General features: G+C 66.9%; 18 protein-coding genes. 7 read left to right on the top strand and 11 right to left on the bottom strand.

What is annotated here, in order from left to right:
* The first annotated feature begins 73 nt into the window (after positions 1-73).
* On the top strand, positions 74-2,002 hold the full coding sequence (locus tag ACF3NP_RS11295; protein WP_392398694.1) for an N-acetylmuramoyl-L-alanine amidase: 1,929 nt from the start codon (positions 74-76) through the stop codon (positions 2,000-2,002).
* Between the two features lie 18 nt (positions 2,003-2,020).
* Here ACF3NP_RS11295 and glpK read toward each other — a convergent pair whose 3' ends face one another.
* Entirely contained in the window at positions 2,021-3,481 is a 1,461-nt protein-coding gene (glpK, locus tag ACF3NP_RS11290; RefSeq protein WP_181889241.1) for a glycerol kinase GlpK, read from the bottom strand.
* Between the two features lie 313 nt (positions 3,482-3,794).
* Between glpK and ACF3NP_RS11285 the strand changes: the two genes are divergently transcribed.
* Entirely contained in the window at positions 3,795-4,676 is an 882-nt protein-coding gene (locus ACF3NP_RS11285; RefSeq protein WP_181889242.1) for a hypothetical protein, read from the top strand.
* Here the strand turns inward: ACF3NP_RS11285 and ACF3NP_RS11280 are convergent.
* From ACF3NP_RS11280 to serS, 3 genes are read right to left on the bottom strand one after another with little or no spacing between them, the layout of a single operon-like run.
* Positions 4,673-5,512 (bottom strand): HAD family hydrolase, encoded by an 840-nt coding sequence (locus tag ACF3NP_RS11280; protein ID WP_181889243.1) that lies wholly within the window; start codon positions 5,510-5,512, stop codon positions 4,673-4,675. The two genes, ACF3NP_RS11285 and ACF3NP_RS11280, sit on opposite strands and share 4 nt — an antisense overlap.
* Positions 5,513-5,518: 6 nt before the next feature.
* Positions 5,519-6,352 carry a lysophospholipid acyltransferase family protein gene (locus ACF3NP_RS11275; protein ID WP_181889244.1) on the bottom strand — a complete coding sequence of 278 codons (834 nt, stop codon included), beginning with the start codon at positions 6,350-6,352 and terminating at the stop codon, positions 5,519-5,521.
* Entirely contained in the window at positions 6,352-7,605 is a 1,254-nt protein-coding gene (gene serS / locus ACF3NP_RS11270; RefSeq protein ID WP_181889245.1) for a serine--tRNA ligase, read from the bottom strand. The genes ACF3NP_RS11275 and serS overlap by 1 nt, the downstream gene beginning before the upstream one ends.
* 104 nt (positions 7,606-7,709) lie before the next feature.
* Between serS and ACF3NP_RS11265 the strand changes: the two genes are divergently transcribed.
* The 3 genes from ACF3NP_RS11265 to ACF3NP_RS11255 are packed head-to-tail and all read left to right on the top strand — an operon-like array spanning position 7,710 to position 9,892.
* Positions 7,710-8,438, top strand: coding sequence for a GntR family transcriptional regulator (locus tag ACF3NP_RS11265; RefSeq protein WP_181889246.1), 729 nt, complete (start codon positions 7,710-7,712; stop codon positions 8,436-8,438).
* Positions 8,439-8,447: 9 nt separating this feature from the next.
* Positions 8,448-9,542 carry a septum formation family protein gene (locus ACF3NP_RS11260; protein WP_181889247.1) on the top strand — a complete coding sequence of 365 codons (1,095 nt, stop codon included), beginning with the start codon at positions 8,448-8,450 and terminating at the stop codon, positions 9,540-9,542.
* A gap of 2 nt (positions 9,543-9,544) precedes the next feature.
* Positions 9,545-9,892: a metallopeptidase family protein gene (locus ACF3NP_RS11255; protein ID WP_181889248.1), complete on the top strand. Its 348-nt coding sequence runs from the start codon at positions 9,545-9,547 to the stop codon at positions 9,890-9,892.
* On the opposite strand, the gene ACF3NP_RS11250 is transcribed toward ACF3NP_RS11255, so the two are convergent.
* From ACF3NP_RS11250 to ACF3NP_RS11235, 4 genes are read right to left on the bottom strand one after another with little or no spacing between them, the layout of a single operon-like run.
* Positions 9,889-10,305, bottom strand: coding sequence for a hypothetical protein (locus tag ACF3NP_RS11250; protein WP_181889249.1), 417 nt, complete (start codon positions 10,303-10,305; stop codon positions 9,889-9,891). The genes ACF3NP_RS11255 and ACF3NP_RS11250 overlap by 4 nt on opposite strands.
* A 2-nt stretch (positions 10,306-10,307) precedes the next feature.
* Positions 10,308-11,135: a prephenate dehydratase gene (gene pheA, locus ACF3NP_RS11245; protein WP_181889250.1), complete on the bottom strand. Its 828-nt coding sequence runs from the start codon at positions 11,133-11,135 to the stop codon at positions 10,308-10,310.
* A complete protein-coding gene (locus tag ACF3NP_RS11240) occupies positions 11,132-12,022 on the bottom strand; it encodes a hypothetical protein (protein WP_181889251.1) in 891 nt (296 codons plus the stop codon). The genes pheA and ACF3NP_RS11240 overlap by 4 nt, the downstream gene beginning before the upstream one ends.
* Positions 12,023-12,043: 21 nt before the next feature.
* A complete protein-coding gene (locus tag ACF3NP_RS11235) occupies positions 12,044-12,946 on the bottom strand; it encodes a DUF2891 family protein (RefSeq protein WP_181889252.1) in 903 nt (300 codons plus the stop codon).
* Positions 12,947-12,963: 17 nt separating this feature from the next.
* Here ACF3NP_RS11235 and ACF3NP_RS11230 point away from each other — a divergent pair, with 17 nt between their 5' ends.
* Together ACF3NP_RS11230 and ACF3NP_RS11225 are read left to right on the top strand one after the other, a co-directional pair.
* Complete coding sequence (locus ACF3NP_RS11230) at positions 12,964-13,662, top strand: CPBP family intramembrane glutamic endopeptidase (protein ID WP_181889253.1); 699 nt, start codon at positions 12,964-12,966, stop codon at positions 13,660-13,662.
* A gap of 31 nt (positions 13,663-13,693) precedes the next feature.
* Complete coding sequence (locus ACF3NP_RS11225) at positions 13,694-14,968, top strand: LCP family protein (RefSeq protein WP_181889254.1); 1,275 nt, start codon at positions 13,694-13,696, stop codon at positions 14,966-14,968.
* Positions 14,969-15,282: 314 nt separating this feature from the next.
* Here ACF3NP_RS11225 and ACF3NP_RS11220 read toward each other — a convergent pair whose 3' ends face one another.
* The 3 genes from ACF3NP_RS11220 to ACF3NP_RS11210 all read right to left on the bottom strand — a co-directional run bounded on the left by ACF3NP_RS11220 (position 15,283) and on the right by ACF3NP_RS11210 (position 18,631).
* Positions 15,283-15,624, bottom strand: a complete 342-nt coding sequence (locus tag ACF3NP_RS11220; protein WP_269511641.1) for a metal-sensitive transcriptional regulator — start codon at positions 15,622-15,624, stop codon at positions 15,283-15,285.
* Positions 15,625-15,914: 290 nt separating this feature from the next.
* Positions 15,915-18,251: a heavy metal translocating P-type ATPase gene (locus ACF3NP_RS11215; RefSeq protein ID WP_070471924.1), complete on the bottom strand. Its 2,337-nt coding sequence runs from the start codon at positions 18,249-18,251 to the stop codon at positions 15,915-15,917.
* A gap of 170 nt (positions 18,252-18,421) precedes the next feature.
* Entirely contained in the window at positions 18,422-18,631 is a 210-nt protein-coding gene (locus ACF3NP_RS11210) for a heavy-metal-associated domain-containing protein (protein ID WP_034997583.1), read from the bottom strand.
* Between the last annotated feature and the right edge of the window lie 89 nt (positions 18,632-18,720).

The raw sequence follows: 18,720 nt of genomic DNA, 5'->3' as shown, positions 1-18,720 counted from the left end.
TGCACTACACTTCGTTTCTGTCACATTTGCCACTGCTCTCGCAGCGAACCTCAAAAACCCCAGGAGTATTACTGTGCAGCAACGTCGCAGCATTCAGGGCGGCGCGGCCCGACCCGCCCGGGCCGCGATCATGCCCGTGATCGTGTCCGTCCTCCTCGTCACAGCACTTGTTGCCGCCAACGCGTTCAGCGGCAACCGCATCCTGCAGGTGCAGTCCCTCGGCGCAGGCGCCCCGGAGGTCTACACCACCACCTCGTCGTTCGCGGCCGGCGACAACATCACCGTCGACGACGCCGCCATCCGCACCCAGGGCGGCGAAGAAGATCACGTGCGCCGCGTGGTCAAGGAATTCTCCAACGACCGCGAGTTCTCCATCGTGGGCCTAACCTGGACCGGCGAACGCGACATCGCCGCGTACGTGCGCTCCCAGAAGGCCGATGGCGCCTGGTCCGAGTGGTTCGAGATGGACCCGGCAGACCCGCAGGCGGGCTCCGACAAGTTCGGCACCGAGCCGATCTACGTCGGCCGCACTAAGCGCATCCAGGTCTCCACCGGCAACGTGGACCTGCTCGAAGGCGGCCGCGCCGCCTCCGACGCCCCCACCACCGCCAACGACATTGAAGCCGTGTTCCTGGACGGCGGCACCGGCACCGCGCAAGGCGGCATCCAGCCGGTCGCCGATTCCTACACCCGCGGCATGCCCGAGGTGGTCACCCGCGCGCAGTGGGGCGCCGGCCGCAGCAGCACCCCGTACTACTCCGAGCCCACCACCGCCGCCACCGTGCACCACACGGCCGGTTCCAACAACTACTCCGAGGCCGAGGCACCGGGAATCGTGCGCGGCATCTGGAACTACCACACCAACAACCTGGGCTGGGGCGACATCGGCTACCACGCGCTCGTCGATAAGTACGGCAACATCTACGAAGGCCGCGCCGGCGGCATGGACCGCGGCCCGCAGGGCGCCCACGTCGGCTCCTTCAACCAAAACACCTGGGGCGTGTCCATGCTTGGCGACTACCAGACCGCCGAGCCCACCCCGGCCGCCCTTCGCGCCATGGGCGAGATCATCGGCTGGAAGGCCGCCGTCGCGGGCTTCGACCCCACCGGCTCCAGCTACCACTTCGCCGAGGGCAACTTCCGCGACTCCAAGTACGCAGCCGGCCAGGGCGCGATGTTTAACAACATCAACGCCCACCGCGACTTCCACTACAACACCTGCCCGGGCGACAACCTGTACTCCAAGCTGCCCGTGATCCGCGCGACCGCGGCCACGAAGTACCGCTCCCTGGGCGGCGGCCGCTCCGGCATCGGCTCCGTCTTGGACCGCTTGGGCAGCAACGACAACACGTCCACCACCACGACCCCTGCTGCAACGGCGACCGACGCCGCCACCGCGACGGCTACCGCCCCGGCGCCAACACCGAAGCACGAGGGCAGCCCAAGCAACGGCACCCCCGACGGCACCCTGGCCGCACTTTCCTCCGGCGACCCGAACACCATCGCCACCGTGGCAGGCACCGCCATCGGTTTGGTGCTGCTGTTCCTGGCCGCTCAGGACCAGCTGCCCACCGTCTCCAACGACGGCGACACCCAGGTCTTCGAGGGCTTGACGCTGGCGCAGGCAGCCAACCTGGCAAAGCAGATCAGCCCGGCCGTCGCGCCCACCCTCAACGCGTTCGGCTCCAGTGAGGCAGCCCAGGTCTGGACCACGCTCGAGCCCACCCTGGGCAAGCTCGTCGCCGGCGTCGGCGGCCCGACCGGCCCGGCCGTGGCGCTGTACTCCAACGGCATCGGCGCCCGCAACAACGAAGGCGAGATCATCGCACTGGTGGGCAAGATCGCGGAGGCCTGGCTGCAGCAGGGCTTGGACGCCGGCCCGCTGGGCATGCCGGTGACGCAGCAGTTCAACCCCACCGCCGACACCGTGCGCGTGGACTTCGAAGGCGGCTTCATCACCTACAACCCGTCCACCAACGCGGTGGACATCAACACGAACTAGGCCCTCGCAAGCTCGGGCCTAGGCAAGATCCAAACAGCGCGACACCGCGTCCTCCCACGCGGCGACAAGCCGGTCCCTTTCGGGGCCGGCCATTTCGCTTTCCCAGGTGGTTGCGGGGCCGAGCGTGAGCGGTTCGTCGATAAGCGAAATGCCCATGCCCGCCGCCGACGCCGCACCCATCACCGTGGTCTCCGTGTTCGCGGGGCGCTCGACGGTCAGGCCGAGGATGTCGGCCTGCATCTGCATGAGCAGGTCGTTCGTGGTCATCCCGCCGTCGACCTTCAGCGCTTTCGGCTCCCCGCCCATCGCGCCCACCACCTCGCGCGCCTGCAAACACGTCGCCTCGAGGGCGGCCCGGGCAATATGCCGCCTATCGACGAACCGGGTCAACCCCACGATCACCCCACGCGCATCAGGGCGCCACCTGGGCGCGAACAGGCCCGAAAACGCCGGGACGATCACCACTCCCCCGCTGTCCTCGACCTGGCTGGCCAGCGTTTCCGACTCCGCGGCGGTGCTCAGGATTCCCAGCTGGTCGCGCAGCCACTGGATCAGCGAACCGCCCACCGCCACCGAGCCCTCCTGTGCGTACACCGGCGGCTGGCCTTGGATCTGGTACGCCACGGTGGTGAGCAGGCCGTTCTCGCTGAACTTCGGCGTCGCACCAGAGTTGAGCAGCATGAATAGCCCCGTGCCGTAGGTCATCTTCGCGTCGTTTTCGCGGATGCCGCCCTGGCCGAACAGGGCGGCCTGCTGGTCGCCGAGCACGCCGGTAATCGGCACTCCTGCCAACGGACCGCGGGGGCGGATCTTGCCGAAGTTGCCCACCGACGGGCGGATCTCGGGGAGGATTTGCGGCGGGATGCGGAGCTCGTCGCAAAGCTGCATGTCCCACTGCAGCGTCTGCAAATCCATGAGCAGTGTGCGCGACGCGTTGGTCACGTCCGTCAAGTGCAGCGCGCGGTCCAAGTCCTTCGCGCCGCCGGTGAGGTTCCAGATCAGCCACGTGTCGATCGTGCCCGCGAGCAGCTCGCCGTTTTCCGCGCGCTGCCTTGCGTTTGGCACGTTGTCCAGGATCCACGCCCACTTCGGCGCCGCCGGGTACGAGTTGTGCAAAAGCCCCGTCTTGCGCAGATACTTCGCGGCGTCGCCGTCGTGGTTCGTGCGGGTGTCCTGCCAGACAATGGCGTTATAAATCGGCTTGCCGGTGGCCTTTTCCCAGATCACCGCCGTTTCTCGCTGGTTGGTCAGCCCGAGCGCGTCAATGTCCTGCTCGCTGATGTCCTCGTCCGCAAGCGCCTCGCTCAACGCCCGGCGCGTGTTGCGCCAGATCTCCATCGGATCGTGCTCCACCCAGCCCTTTTGCGGCATGTACTGGGTGTGCTCGAACTGCGACTGGGCAACAACCTTGCCGTCTGTGCGTGTGATGCACACGCGCGTCGACGTCGTGCCCTGGTCAATCGCCGCAATCAAAGCCATGCGCGCGATTTTACGGGTGGGGGTGGGGTGCGCTGGCTGTGGTGGGTGCTTGAGGGCAGGTTTCGCACCAAAACGTCTGCTCGGATCGTCTAGCAGCACGGATCGTCTAGCAACAGCCGCAGCTTGCTAGACGATCAGCGTACTACTGGCACTGATGTTCATTACGAACTGGGGAAACGCGTGCGTCAAAAGCGGATCGTCTAGCAGCAGTTCCCACCGTGCTAGACGATCCGTACATCACCACCCCAGACACCCCACTCGACCCACGGCGCTCGCGTGGACGAGCAGCACAGACCGTGCAATACTCCCTGCCATGGGGGGAATTCAAGAGAAACGTCAGGCTGAGCTGGATCTGATCAAGAAGGTCGCAGCACAGTGCAAAACCGCAGCAATCACGGGCCCGGCCGCTGCACGGTGGCTCGACCTTTCCACATACAAATGGGTGACCACGGTAGATCTTGCGATGCCTGGGTCGTCCCGGGCCTGGGGCAAGAAGTACCCGGACAGGATCTACCGCAGCGGCCTCCTCCGCGACGCGGAGTTCGTCGAGCACAACGGCATCCGCACCGCGACAGCGATCCGTGCCATGTTTGACTCGTTCCGCTACTACGGCGCGCTCGAGGCGCTGGTGCAGATCGAGTCCGCGCGGTTCAAGCACGAGCATCTCACCACGGACTACCTGCTGGAAAAGACCGAGATTCTCACTCGCGCCCGCGGCATGAAGGCCTTCCGCGAGCTCATCTGCCACTCCGCCGACACGTCCGCGAGTGCGTTGGAGACCATCGTGCGCGATGCGATTCTGCGCGCGATCGCCGACGGCCGCCTCACGGGCGTGGAGACCATCGAGTTCCAGGTGGGGTTCCGCATCACCGAAGCGGATGGATGGCCCACCGTTGCCTGGGCGGACGTGCTCATCAACGGCTTCCTCGTGCTCGAGGCGGACGGGCTGGAGAAGAACAGCGGGGTGTTCGGGGATGCAGCAGAAGCTTTACGACGTGAACGCCACCGCGAAACCCAACTCCAGAATCAAGGCGCCGTGGTGCGCAGGGTGGGGTGGGATAACGCGCGCACCGACGGGTTCATCGCGCAGATCCAGACCGCCATTGACCAGCGCCCGGGGGTGCACCAGCTGCCCAACCGGATTGCCACGCCGTACCGCACCTGGCTCGCGGGCCTGGAGCAGCAGGCGAGCTAGAACCAGCGCTCGAGCACTTGCGCGACACCGTATTCGTCGTTGGTGGCGGTGACGTGGTCGGCTGCGTCGTGAAGCATGGGCGCCGCGTTAGCCATGGCAACGCCGCGGCCGGCCCAGCGCAGAAGCTCCAGGTCGTTGGGCATGTCGCCGAATGCGATGGCGTCGGCGGCGGTGACGCCGTAGCGCTCGGCCAGGTAGCGCGCGCCGGCGGCCTTGTCCACGCCGGGGCAGGACACCTCGATCAGGCCTTCGTCCATGGAGTAGGTCACGTGCGCGAGCTCCGGGTCTACCTCTGGCGCGATGAGTTCGAACATCTGCGCTGAGGTCATGGACGAGCAGCGCACCAGCAGCTTCGCGGCGGGCTGGCTGATCAGGGTTTGGGTGTCGGTGACGCCGAATTGGCTGTCCCAGGCGTCCCGGTTGTACTCGGGGGTGATGATGAAGCACTCTTCTTCGGGGTCGAGCGCGGACGAGCCGACGCGCTCCACGCCGTAGCCGTGCGGCACATCGGCGAGGACGCGCTCCGCCGCCTCGACGACCTCGGCCATCGCGGACGGGGAGAGCTCAAAGGCGTGCAGCACCCGGTCTGTGGCTGGGTCGTAGACCACGGCCCCGTTGGCGCACACGCACACCGGTGCGAGCGGAAGTTGCTCCAGCACGGGGATGAGCCAGCGGTGCGGACGCCCCGTGGCCAGGCCGAAGTGGGCGCCGGTTTCGACGGCGCGCACGATCACTGCGCGCAGCCTGTCGGTGACGCGGCCGGCGGAGGTGATGAAGGTGCCGTCGATGTCGGAGATGATCAGGCGCGGGGCGTCACCGGTGGCGTCGACAGGCATGAAGCATCAAACCTTCTTGCGCTGCTTCTTCGCCTCACGCTCGGCACGTTCCCGAGCGTAGAGCTCCTCGGCCTCCTCCGGCGTGGGCGCGGTGCCGCCGAGGGCGACCGGCATCCATGCCTCGCCCGCGCCGTCGGTGTAGAGGGAGGCGTATTCGGACCGTGAGGCGTCGAGAAGCAATTGCATCTGTCGCTTCAGCTCGGCGGTGTCCGCCTCGGCATCGCCGGTGAGGTGGACGGGCTCGCCGTAACGCACGATGACGGGCACGTTGCGGAAGTGTTTCGGCAGATCCTTGGTCCAGATGCGCTGCGAGCCCCACATCACGCACGGCACGAGCGGCACCCCGGCCTGGTGGGCGATGCGGGCAGCGCCGGTTTTGAAGTTTGCCAGCTCAAACGACCGCGAGATGGTGGCCTCGGGGAAGATGCCCACGAGGTTGCCTTCGCGCAGCATCTCCACAGCCGGCGCGATGGAGGCGCCGCCGCGGGCGCGGTCCACCGGCACGTGCTTCATCAACTTGAGCAGCCAACCCAAAACGGGCACCTCGAAGACGGATTTTTTGGCCATGAACCGCACCAGCCGCTCGCCGTGCAGATACGGGCCAGTGCCGAGCAGGATGAAGTCGGCGTAGCCGGTGTGGTTGCCGGCGAGCATCGCGCCGCTTTCCGCAGGGATGTTTTCGGCGCCGATGACCGTGACGTCGATGTTCGTCGCGCGCATGACGCGGCGGGCGAACCGGACGAGGCCCTGGTAGAACTTCTCCACGGCCTCGTCGCGGTTGGCGGAGATGCCTTCGTAGAGCCGCGGGACGGTGAAGCCGCGGTATCGGCGCGTATCCATTACGGCGTGAGCACTTCCTTGCCCACCCACGGGCGCAGCGCCTCGGGCACGCGCACGGAGCCGTCGGCCTGCTGGTTGTTTTCCAGGATGGCCACCAGCCAGCGGGTGGTGGCCAGGGTGCCGTTGAGGGTGGCGGCGGTCTGGGTTTTGCCGTCGGCGTCGCGGTAGCGGGTGTGCAGGCGGCGGGCCTGGAAGGTGGTGCAGTTGGAGGTGGAGGTCAGCTCGCGGTACGTGCCTTGCGACGGCACCCACGCCTCCGTGTCGAACTTGCGGGCAGCGGAAGAGCCGAGGTCGCCGGCCGCGACGTCGATGATGCGGTAGGGCACCTCCACGGCGCCGAGCATCTCGCGCTCCAGACCGAGCAGCTTCTGGTGCATCTCCTCGGCGTCCTCGGGCTTGCAGTAGGCGAACATCTCCAGTTTGTCGAACTGGTGGACGCGCAGGATGCCCTTGGTGTCCTTGCCGTAGGAGCCGGCCTCGCGGCGGAAGCAGGAGGACCAGCCGGCGTAGAGCAGCGGGCCGTCGGACAGGTCGATGATCTCGTCCTGGTGCAGGCCGGCTAGCGCCACCTCGGAGGTGCCCACCAGGTACATGTCGTCACGCTCGAGGTAGTAGATCTCCTCGTCGTGCTCGTCCAGGAAGCCGGTGCCCTGCATGACCTCCGGGCGCACCAGCACCGGCGGGATCATCACCTTGAAGCCGGCTTCGCGCGCCTTCTGGGCGGCGAGCATGAGCATGCCCAGCTGCAGCCAGGCGCCGTCGCCCGCCAGGTAGTAGAAGCGCGCGCCGCCGACCTTGGTGCCACGCTTCATGTCGATGATGCCGAGCGCCTCGCCGAGATCCAGGTGGTCTTTGACCTCGAAGTCGAACTCGGGCACTTCGCCGACGTGCTCGATTACGACGAAGTCCTCCTCGCCGCCGGCCGGCGCACCCTCGATGATGTTGGCGATGGAGTATTGCAGCTTCTCCAGCTTCTCCTGCGCGGCGGCCTCCTCCGCCTCGGCCTCCTTCACGCGGGCCTTGAGCTCGTTGGAGCCTTCCAGCAGCGCCGGGCGGTCCTCGGGGGCGGCCTGGCCGATCTTCTTGCCAAACGCCTTCTGCTCGGAGCGCAGCTCGTCCGCCTTTTGGATGGCGGAGCGGCGGGCCTCGTCGGCGGCCAGCAGCTCGTCCACAAGCGCAGGGTCTTCGCCGCGGGCCCTTTGGGACTCGCGGACGGCCTCGGGGTTTTCGCGCACACGCTTCAGATCAATCACGCTTGTTCACCTTACATTGTCTGCCGACCCTGCAACCGACCCTGAAACCGACACTGCAACGGCACAACGGCGTCCGGTCATAACCAGTGCGCTATGGTGGGCGTATGACACTCCCGATCGCAGACGGCCCTGTGCCCAAGCACGAGCAGCTCCGCTCGCTTTTGGAGTCCCGCATTGCCGAGGAGTTCTCCCCCGGCGACCCGCTCCCGGGCGAGCGCGCGCTGGAGGAGGAGTACGGCGTCTCCCGCATCACGGTGCGCCGCGCGATCGGGGATTTGGTGGCGGCGGGCCGGCTGCGCCGCGTGCGCGGCAAGGGCACGTTCGTTGCTCCGGCGCCGTTGGTGTCGCGCCTGCACCTGGCAAGTTTCTCGGATGAGATGCGGGCGCAGCGCGTGGAGGCGTCGTCACGCATCTTGCTGTGCGAGCGCACCACCCCGCCGGAGGAGGTCGCGCAGTTTTTCGGCACCGCCCCCACCGCAACGCACATACGGTTGCGCAGGCTGAGGCTTGGCGACGGCGAACCGTACGCCGTGGACGACGCCTGGTACAACGCCACCCTGGTGCCGGACCTTCTGGAAAACGACGTCTACCACTCCGTCTACACCCTGCTGGACAAGCATTACGGCCTGGGCGTCACGGAGGCGGAGCAGACCGTCACCGCGGTCACCGCCGGTCCGGACAATGCCCCGCTGCTAGACGTCGAACCGGACACAGCCCTGCTGCACATCGTGCGTTTCGCCCGGTCAGGAACGCACAACGTGGAGTTTTGCTCCTCGGTGTACCGCACGGATCGCTACCGGCTGACTACTCGGGTAGCGCGAGAAGTGGAATAATGGGCCGCCATGGCTTCGAAACAGAGCGCGCTGCGTTCCTTCCTCATCGCCGCACTGGCGGGTGCCGTCGGCGCGGGCACGTACACGCTCGCCGCCGACCCCTCGGAGACTGACACTGGGGACCAGGCCTCCTCCACCACCGCCAGCTCCACCGTCTCGCCCGACCAGGCGGCGACGTTCACCACCGCCGACGCCGGGGCCTGCCTGACCTGGCAGGTGGCCGAAGACGGCACGATCACCGGCTTCGAGCAGGCGGACTGCGAGGGCGAGCACCGCTTCGAGGTGTCCCTGCGCCAGAACCTGGCCACCTACCCCACCTCCGAGTTCGGCCCGGAGGCGCCGATGCCGAACCCGACGCGCCAGGCCCAGCTGCGCGAGGAGCTGTGCGGCGCCGGCACGCTGCGTTATCTGGAAGGCAAGTACGACCCGAACGGCCGCTACTCCATCGCACCGATCCTGCCGCCGGCGGACGCGTGGGCCCGCGGGGACCGCACGATGCTGTGCGGGCTGCAGGAGACCGACCGCGCCGGCGCGCCGATCCTGACGTCTGGGCGTGTGGTGGACCAGGACCAGGCCCGCGTGTTCGAGCCCGGCCAGTGCGTGTCCATCGACGCGTCCAACACGCTCACCGCGGTCAAGTGCGCGGACCCGCACCAGCTGGAGATCACCAGCACGGTCTCGCTCGATGAGGTTTTCCCGGACCACACCCCGGCCGTTGAGGAGCAGGACAAGCACCTCCAGGACGTGTGCACCCAGGCCGCGCAGGAGTACCTCGGCAGCGAGGAGAACCTCTACCAGATCGCGCTGCGCCCGTTCTGGACCACGCAGTCCCCCGCCGCCTGGGAGGGCGGCTCTCACAGCGTCAACTGCGCGTTGATGTTCTCACGCCCGGAGGGTGGCTTTGCCAACCTCACCGGGTCTGCGACGCAGGGCCGTGGGCAGTTGCTTATCGACGACGCTCCGCCCCCCGAACGCCCCCAGCGCCGCCCCTTGAGGGACCAGCAGACCCCGGCTGCCCCAGCGCCCACCGCCGGCGCGGCGCAGGACCCCGCCCCCGCCAACGCTGGCGCTGCGCAGGACCCGGCACAGGCTCCGGTGCAGTAGCCATGCTCCCGGTCAGCGACGAGGCGTTCGAGGAGATGATCAACGACGCGTTGGACACCATCCCCGACAACTTCGCCCAGCACATGACAAACATGGTGATCCTGGCGCGGGACTACAACCCGGACAATCCGGCCCTGCTCGGCCTGTTCGAGGGCGTGCCGCTGACGAAGCAGCACTCGAACCACTCCGGGTTCTTGCCGGACGCGGTGTTCGTGTACAAAAACGCCCTCGAGGCGATCTGCGTGGATGAGGAGCAGCTGCGCCACGAGGTGAAGGTGACCGTGCTGCACGAGGTGGGCCACTACTTCGGGTTAGAAGAGCACGAGCTCCACGCCCTCGGCTGGGGCTAACTCTCCGAAGCGAGCCCGCCCATCTCCTTGGCCACCCGCTGCACCTCCAGCGCGCGCTCTTCATCTCCCATGGCGCCGAGGCCGTCGAGGCCCCGGTACTGGATCTCGTCCGCGTCCGGGTCGTAGTGCACTGCAAGGCCCCAGCACGGGTCCTCGTCCGGGCGGCGCTGAAGCAGCACCTCGTACATGAGGCGGTGCAGCTGCTCCTCAAAGTCGAGCTCCACCAGCCCCACCTGGCCGTCGCTTTCCCCGAGGACGAAGAAGAACACTTGCCCTCTCGGGTTGCACCCCATGAACAAGCTCAGCGGGAACTTCTCCGACACATAGTGCATCTGGCTGCGCACTTCGTACTCGAAGCGCTCAACCGCGTTACCCGCCCATGGGTACCTGTCCGTCGGCATAGTAAATGCCATAGCTATCGTCCCTCCCGCGGCCAGGTGCCTAGCGGCCGCATCTCGGTAGTGCGTTCGGCGCCGGCCTCAAGCGCCGCCGCCACCGCCGCGTCGCTTGCATGGCCCGCCAGGTCCACGAAGAAGTCGTAGGTGTTCGGCTCTTCGCGCGTGGGCCGCGACTCGATGCGCGTCATGTCCACCCCGCGCGCCGCGAATTCCTGCAGCACGCGCACCAGCGCGCCGGGCTCGTTCTTCGTGCGGAAGACAATCGCGGTGCGGTCGTTGCCGGTGGGTTGCGGCGAAGCAGCCTGCTTTGCGACGAGCACGAACCTGGTCCGCGCCGTCTCCGCGTCAGCGACACCGCGGGCGTGCACCTCCAACCCGTGCAGCTCCGCCGCCCGCTCCGGAGCAACGGCGACGTCGGCGGCGCCGTCAGCCACCATCTTCGCCGCGGCGGCGTTGGACGGCGCCGGGATGAACTCCGCTTTCGGTGCGTGCGCTCCGATCCAGCGCTTAACTTGTTGGTGGGCGACGGGGTGGGTGGCCAGCCGGAGGGCGTCGTCAAGCTTGTGCCCCTGCCTGGTCATTACCGCGAACGCGATCGCGAGCTCGGTCTCGCCCACGATGCGCGCGCTTTCGGTGGCGGCGAGCGCGTCCATGGTGGTGGTCACCGCGCCGTCGATGGAGTTCTCGATTGCGCACACCGCGTACTCCGCCTCGCCCGCGTCCAGGGCGGCGAGAGCCGCGGCCGGCGACTCGACGGGCACGTACTGCGCGCCCTCGATGCCGAAGCGGCGCGCGGCTTCTTCCGTGAACGTGCCCGCAGGGCCCAAATAGGCGACGCGGGTCATGGCTGCCTCTGCATCAGCGGGTGGGTGTCGTTGGCCACGTCTCTCCAGTTCTCTGCGGTCGTGCGGATGCGCTCGGCCCAATCGTCCCAGGACACGCTGCTCGTGAACTCGCCGTTCTGCCTGTTCACGGTGATCTGCACCTGCGCGTGGTGGAACGGTTTTCCGTCCGCCACCGCGTCGATGTAGGCGGTGGCGAAGGGCTCAAGCTCGGCGCGGGAGAACACACCGTAGATGTAGGAGAGGTTCTCCATGTAAAAAATCGCGTCCACCTGCTCGAGCTTCGTGCCGTCTGGACCGGAGGAAAGCGCGAAGAAGGCGTTCAGCGCGGCCCAATCTGCGCCGAAGTACTTCGCCTGCTCGTTGACTTCGTAGCCGAGCCGGGTGAACAGCTCCTCGGTGAGGTGGGCGCCCGAGGGGCGGTACGCGGGCTTCATGGCTGAGCGCTCCATGAGGTGGGCGTGCACCATTGTGTTGATGTGCGCCCCGTGAAGTCCCTGGGCGAAGCGCTGCAGCGCAGCTGCGTCCGGCACGCCCTGGGCTGGGTCGTACGGGTGGCTGCCGTGGTAGACAAACGAGTTGGACTTGGGCGCGAAGCTGGCGGCGTAGATCTGCGTCGGCCCGCCCTGGCCGGTCTCCGCGACCTCCTGCCAGAACACCTCGTAGAACAGCTCGCGGTGCTCGTTCTCGTAGTCGATCGTCGCGGTCTGCGGCGGTTGGCCCGCAAGCTGGACCATCGCGGCGACGTAGGTTTTGCCCTCGTGGGCGATCACGACGGAGTAGAACGCCTCCACCGGGACGTGGTTGGAAATCTGCTCGACAATGGTGCGCACCAGCTGCTGGTACGGCTCTTTCGGGCTGCCCGCCCGGGGGTTCTCACCGGCTCCCATAGCCACGTTTGTACACGAATGTCACGCTCCCGGCGCGTCTTCGGCGAGCAGCGCGTAGGTGATCAGCCAGTGCGTGGCCATGAAATTCTGGCCGGTCAGGTGGGGCGAAGCTGCGTCGATAAGCTGCTGTGTACCTTCCGGTTTCCCAATTTCGCGCAGCAGCCACGCGCGGGTGAGCATGAGCCCGATGAGGTGGGCCTGCTGGCCGTCCTCCGGGTCCGCGACCGGAATCGGCGCGGTGTAGAACGCGAACGCCTCTGGCGTGAGGAAGCCGTCTAGCCAGGCGGCGAACTCGCCGGCAGGCAGCACGCGGCGCATCAGGGCGGCCTCCGCCAGGCCGTTGGAGACAAAGTCGTGGCCCGAAACTTCCCAGGTGTGCGGGTAGGCGCGGTCGGCGCCGAACCAGGCACGGGCGGTGCGCTCCACCGGCTCGCGCAAGGCCGGTGCGGCGTCGTGGATGAGCAGCAGCGCCAGCGCCGAGTTCGAGTGCACGCCGTGGCGCACCGGCCACTGCTGTGTGCTCAGCCAGGCGGCGATGCTGCGCTCCAGCTGGGCCTCAAGCGGCGCGAGCGCGTCCTCCCACCTCGTGCCGCGGCACACCTTGACCAGCTGCATCGCCCACGCCCAGCCGTAGGGCCGCTCATAGACGGGGTGGGCGCGCAGATACTCGGCCTCGGCGGCGATGTTGTCTGCGGTCAGGCGGGCGTCGAGGAGGTCGGCGAGCCTTTGGTCGTCGATACGCACATGCAGCTTCACCGCGGTACAGAGCATGTGCACGCACGAGTGCCAGTCGTACGAGCCCCAGAACGCCGGATGCAGCACCCGCGGGTCGGGGTGGCCGGGGCCGGCCTGCTCATGGTGCATGGCGGCGGGGTACTCCTGGCCGACAACCTGCTCGATAGTGCGCGCCCACGAATCCTGCATGGCGTTAAAGTTAGCGCATGACTCGGCGCCTGAAGCTCGAAATCGTGCTCGTCCTCGCGGTCACCTTCGGCACCGCGGGGCTGCGCGCGGCGCTGCGGCTTGTGGACTCGCTGTTGCAAGCCCCACTGAACCAGCAGAGCACCACCATCCACGACGCGGCCTCGACAGTCCCCTGGCTGGACCTGGCACTGCAGGCGACTTCCGCGCTGACGCTGTTCGCGTGGGGCGGGCTGGCGTGGTTCCTCTTGGACGAGCGTTGGCGCTGGCCCCGCTGGGCCGACGCCGCGCGCGGGGTGGGGTTCGCCGCGCTGATCGGGCTGCCCGGCCTGGCGTTGTACGTCGCCGCGGTACACCTGGGGCTATCCAAGGTGGTGGTGCCGACCACCGCCGCGGTGCAGATCCCAACGTCGCTGCTGTGGTCCTTCGCCAACGGCTTCGGCGAGGAGATCGTGGTGGTGATGTACCTGGTCACGCGCTTGAAGCAGCTGGGGTGGAAACCGTGGCAGTTCATCGCGGCCTCGGCGGTGCTGCGCGGGTCCTACCACCTGTACCAGGGGGTCTCCGCAGGCTTCGGCAACATTGTCATGGGCGTGATCTTCGCCTGGTATTTCCATAAAACTGGCCGGGTGTGGCCGCTGATCCTGGCGCACTTTTTCATCGATGCCGTGGCGTTTATCGCCTATCCGCTGCTGGACCTGTCGTGGCTCGGAATCTAAACACTTCCGTCACACTGGTTACACTAAGCGCATGTCTACTACGCCCCATTCCAACGACCCCCGCGATAACGCGGGCGAGTTCGTGCTGGGCAAAGACGGCAAGCCCCTCGTGGACCGCTACGGCCGCCCCATTCGCCGTCGCACAACTGCTTCTCGACGCGATCCCGCTCCCCGCCACCCCGACGAATTCACGCGCGTAGAACCCCGTGCGCGCGGGGGTTCCCCGCGGGTCGAGCCGGGCCACACCGTTTACGAACCCCCGGCCGCGTACGAGCCACGGCGCGCGCCGGAGCACCCGCGCAGCCGGCCGGTGCAGCAGCGTCCCGTGCAGCAACGCCCTGCGCGGCCTGCCCCGGAGGACGTCCCGCTGCAGGTCTCGAGGGGGAGACGGCGGGGGCCGAAGGTGCGTCGCAAAGTAAAGCTCCCCGGCTGCGGCGCAGTGCTCGCCCTGATCATCGCCTTGCTGATCGGCTCGGTGCTGGTCGCGGACGCGCGCCTAAACCGCACTGCCGCCATGCCCGACCAGCAAATCTCGAACACCTCGGGGACAAACTGGCTGCTCGTGGGCTCCGACTCGCGCACGGGCCTGAGCGAAAAGGACGTCGAACGCCTCGGCACCGGCGGCGACCTGGGCACCGTGCGCACCGACACGATCATGCTCATGCACCTGCCGCTGCGCGGAAAGCCGACGCTGGTGTCCATCCCGCGCGACTCGTACGTGACCGTGCCCGGGTACGGCTACGACAAGGTCAACGCCGCGTTCTCCATCGGTGGGCCGCAGCTGCTGGTGGAGACCGTGGAGCAGAACACCGGGCTGCATGTGGACCGCTACGCGGAGATCGGCATGGGCGGCCTCGCCGGGGTGGTCGACGCAGCCGGTGGTGTGGAGATCTGCGTCGCCGAGCCTATCGACGACCCGCTGGCCAACATCAACCTCCAACCCGGCTGCCAGGAGATGGACGGCCCCACAGCACTGGGCTACGTGCGTACCCGCGCCACCGCCCAGGGCGACCTGGACCGAGTGGCGCGCCAGCGCGAGTTCATGACCAGGCTGGTCACGCGCGTGCTGTCCCCGTCCGTGTATTTGAACCCGTTCCGCATGGCGCGTCTGCTGTGGGTCACGCCCACCCTGCTGACGGTCAACTCCGACGACCACGCGTGGAACCTCGCCCGCATCGTCATCGCGCTGCGCGGCGGCCTAGAGACGGAAACCGTGCCCATCGGCGGCTTCGCCGACACCGAAGTGGGCAACGTGGTGCTCTGGGACGACACCGCGGCCGAAGCGCTGTTCGCTTCCCTGCGGTAGGGCGCCGAGCGGGGCGGTTGGCGCAACAAGCGTCCACAGGCGGAAAACCGGCTACCTAGATCCGGCTACCAACCGATTTGGGAGCGCGGACAAAAAGTTGGAGTGTTGGGGGCAGCACCGGTTGATGTTGCAGGTGGGGATGTGGTCAAGGTTGTTCAGTGGCGCGATCTTTTCGACCAGCAGCAACAGTGGCCATCAACCCGATCATGTCGCCGCCAGCAGCAGGACTCCGAAGCCTCCAGCCGGCAACAGGGGCGGTCAGAGTGGCCTGGCCGCCGTTCTCGACGGGGGTGTGGTGGCCGGGTCCCGGCCTGTCACCGGGCGAAACGGGCGATAGCGTCGGTGACTTCCTGGAACTTGGCGTCGGCCTCCTCTCCTCCTAACTTGGCGGCGTCACGGACGCAGTGTTTCATGTGGTCATCGAGTAGTCCCAGGGCAACGCTGCGTAGGGCAGCATTGACCGCGGAGATCTGGGTAAGGATGTCGATGCAGTACTGTTCCTCGTCGACCATGCTGTGCAGGCCCCGGGCCTGTCCCTCGATGCGCTTGAGGCGGGCGAGATAGCGATCCTTGTCGTTGATGTAGCCATGGGTGGTGTGACAGGTGTCGGCCCCACCCGAGGAAGAAGCGGCCTGATCAGGGGTGCGAGTATCCACAATGGTCTCCTTGCTGAAAAAAGGGGGCAGGTATGTCCTGAGTCAGTTGCGGGTCGATCAGGATGGAAAGCCCGAGGGCATGGAATGAGGCATGAGGACCTCATGGTCCCCACGCCCTGTGGCGTTATTCGGATAAGTAGTCGGCAGATTGTCGGCCCGGAGGGGCCTGCCGGGTGGGGCCGGGGAGAGGTCAGGAGCAGGTACTTGGGGACGGAGGTCTGAGTGTGATTGGAGGGACTCAGCCACAGGAGGGGGACACGGGGTTCCTTATCGCTAGAAAAGGATGTGGATTAGGCGGTGACCGGCTGCCGCACGGAGGGGCGAGCGGGCTGCGGTGAGGAACTTGTGTTGTCGTGGGAGGACTTGAATCTACGCAGCGTGAGGGAGTTGGAGACCACGAACACCGAGGAGAAGCCCATCGCAATGCCCGCCAACCCCGGGTTGAGGAAACCGATCGCGGCGACCGGGATCAGCACGACGTTATAGGCGAACGCCCAGAACAGGTTGCCCTTGATGGTGCCCAGCGTGCGACGTGACAGACGGATGGCATCGCCCGCGGAGCGCAGGTCGTTGTTCATTAAGGTGATATCGGAGGCCTCGATGGCCACATCCGTGCCCGCCCCCATGGCCAGACCCAGATCGGCCTGGGCCAGGGCGGCCGCGTCATTGACGCCGTCGCCGACCATGGCGACCTTCTTGCCCTCATGTTGTAGCTTCTCGATGACCGCGACCTTGTCCTGCGGCATGACCTCGGCACTCACGTTGGCCGCATCGATGCCCACCTCTTGGGCGACGGCGGCCGCGGCCTTCGCGTTATCGCCGGTGAGCAGGTACGGCCTCAACCCCAGCCTGCGGAACTGGGCGACCGCTTCCGCTGAGGAGTCTTTGATGACATCGCGCACCACGACCACACCGGCGGGCTGGTCATCGACGTAGACGGCCACCGGGGTCGCGCCCTGCGACTGTGCGTGGTCGAAGGCGGTGGTGAGGTCACGGGGCAGCTGGCCGGCGGGACGGCCCACGGTGACGACGTGACCCTTGACGGTGGCCGTGACGCCCCGGCCGGCGGTGCTGTCGAAGTCGGTGGCCTCCTGGATGTTCCCGGAGCGCTCGGCCTCGGTGACAATCGCCTTGGCGATGGGGTGCTCGGAACCTGCTTCGACGGCCGCCGACAAGGCGAGGACCTCGTTGTTGGTGTAGCCGTCGGCGGCGTGGACGCCGGTGACCGACATGACCCCGGAGGTGACGGTGCCGGTCTTGTCCATGACGATGGTGTCGACCTGGCGGGTGGATTCAAGGACCTCCGGGCCCCTGATCAACAAGCCCAGCTGCGCGCCCCGGGAGGTGCCCACCAGCAGGGCGGTCGGGGTGGCCAGTCCCAGGGCGCATGGGCAAGCGATGATCAGCACCGCGACTGCGGCGGAAAAGGCCCAGTTCGCCCCGCTGCCGGCGGCGAGGTGGACGATCAGGGTGATGATGGAGACGACAATGACCGTCGGGACGAAGACCGAGGAAATCTTATCCACCAGGCGCTGGACCGGGGCTTTTTTCGCCTGGGCGTCAGTGACCAGCTTGGCCATCTGGGACAGCGTGGTCTCCGAACCTGTGCGGGTGACTTCGACCAGCAGTCGACCGGAGGTGTTGATCGTCGCGCCCGTGACCGGGGTGCCGGGGGCGGCCTCGACGGGAACGGACTCGCCGGTCAGCATCGACTCGTCGATGGCCGAGGTGCCCTCGATGACACGACCGTCGGTGGCGATCTTCTCACCCGGGCGGACGACGAAGACGTCACCGACTGTCAGCTGGGAGACCGGGACGCGGACTTCCTCACCGTCGCGGATCACCGCGGCGTCTTTCGCACCCATGTCCAGCAGGGACTTCAGCGCCGCGGAGGACTGGCCCTTGGCGCGGACCTCAAACCACCGGCCGAGCAACAGGAAGGTGATGACTACGGCGATGGTCTCGAGGTAGATGTGGTCCATGCCGTCATCGCGGGGCAGCAGGCTCATCTCCATCACCATGCCGGGGTGCCCGGCGTTGCCGAAAAACAAGGCCCACAGCGACCACAGATACGCAGCGGTAGTGCCCAGAGACACGAGTGTGTCCATCGTGGTCGAGCCGTGACGCAGGTTGGTTAAGGTCGCCCGGTGGAACGGGGCGCCACCGTAGAAGTAGATCAGGGTGGACATGACGAGCAGGGCCCACTGCCAATTCATGAACTGCAGGGACGGGATCATCGAGATCGCGACCACCGGAACGGAGAGGATCGTCGACCCGATCAGACGCGTCTTCAGGTCTGTGGCCTCGGCCTCGCGGGCCTGTTCGTGGCGGTCACCGACCACCTCGGTGTCCTCCTCCGGACCGCTGTCCACGGCGGAGGCGTGTTGATCCCCCATGGTGAACGCGTCGTACCCGGCACCCCGCACGGTTTCGATCAGCCGATCGGCGTCGACTTTGGTGGGGTCGTAACTGACGGAGGCGGATTCGGTGGCGAAGTTAACGGTGGCCTCCACGCCATCGAGCTTGTTGAGCTTGCGTTCCACCCGCCCTGAGCACGACGTACAGGTCATGCCGGTGACGCCCAGATCGACCTGGAGTAGGTCAACCGACGGTTGAGTTTGAATCATCAGTGATCAGTCCTTCAGTAAACAGTCGTGAGGTGCATCTCCGAGGTCCCAAAAGGCCCGCCCACAGATGCACCGTCGGGGATATCGAACCGGCATGGCTGGGCCTGATGGGCATATCCAGCAGGGTTGGCCCGGCCGTGTCTACGCGAGGCGGGGACCGGGCCCAGGGATTAGGGCTTGACGGTGTAGCCGGCTGTCGTGACGGCGGCGACAACATCGTCGTCGGTGAAGTTTTCACCCGTGACGGTCACCTGCCCGGTATCCACGGTGGCCTCCACCATGGTCACACCGGCGACCTCGCCGATCTCCTCCTCCACGGAGGACTTGCAGTGTCCGCAGGTCATGCCTTCGATGATGTACTTCTTTGTTACGGCGCTCATCAGATGATCCTTTCCTTGATGTCCTGAAGGGCAGGAGTGGAGATGCCCAACAACCTTCAACCTATACCCATGGGGGGTATCAGTCAAGG

This window comes from Corynebacterium lehmanniae (assembly GCF_043161975.1).
Classification (GTDB): domain Bacteria; phylum Actinomycetota; class Actinomycetes; order Mycobacteriales; family Mycobacteriaceae; genus Corynebacterium; species Corynebacterium lehmanniae.
Note: the sequence above shows the minus strand (reverse complement) of the source record. Positions and strands in the feature narration are given on the sequence as shown.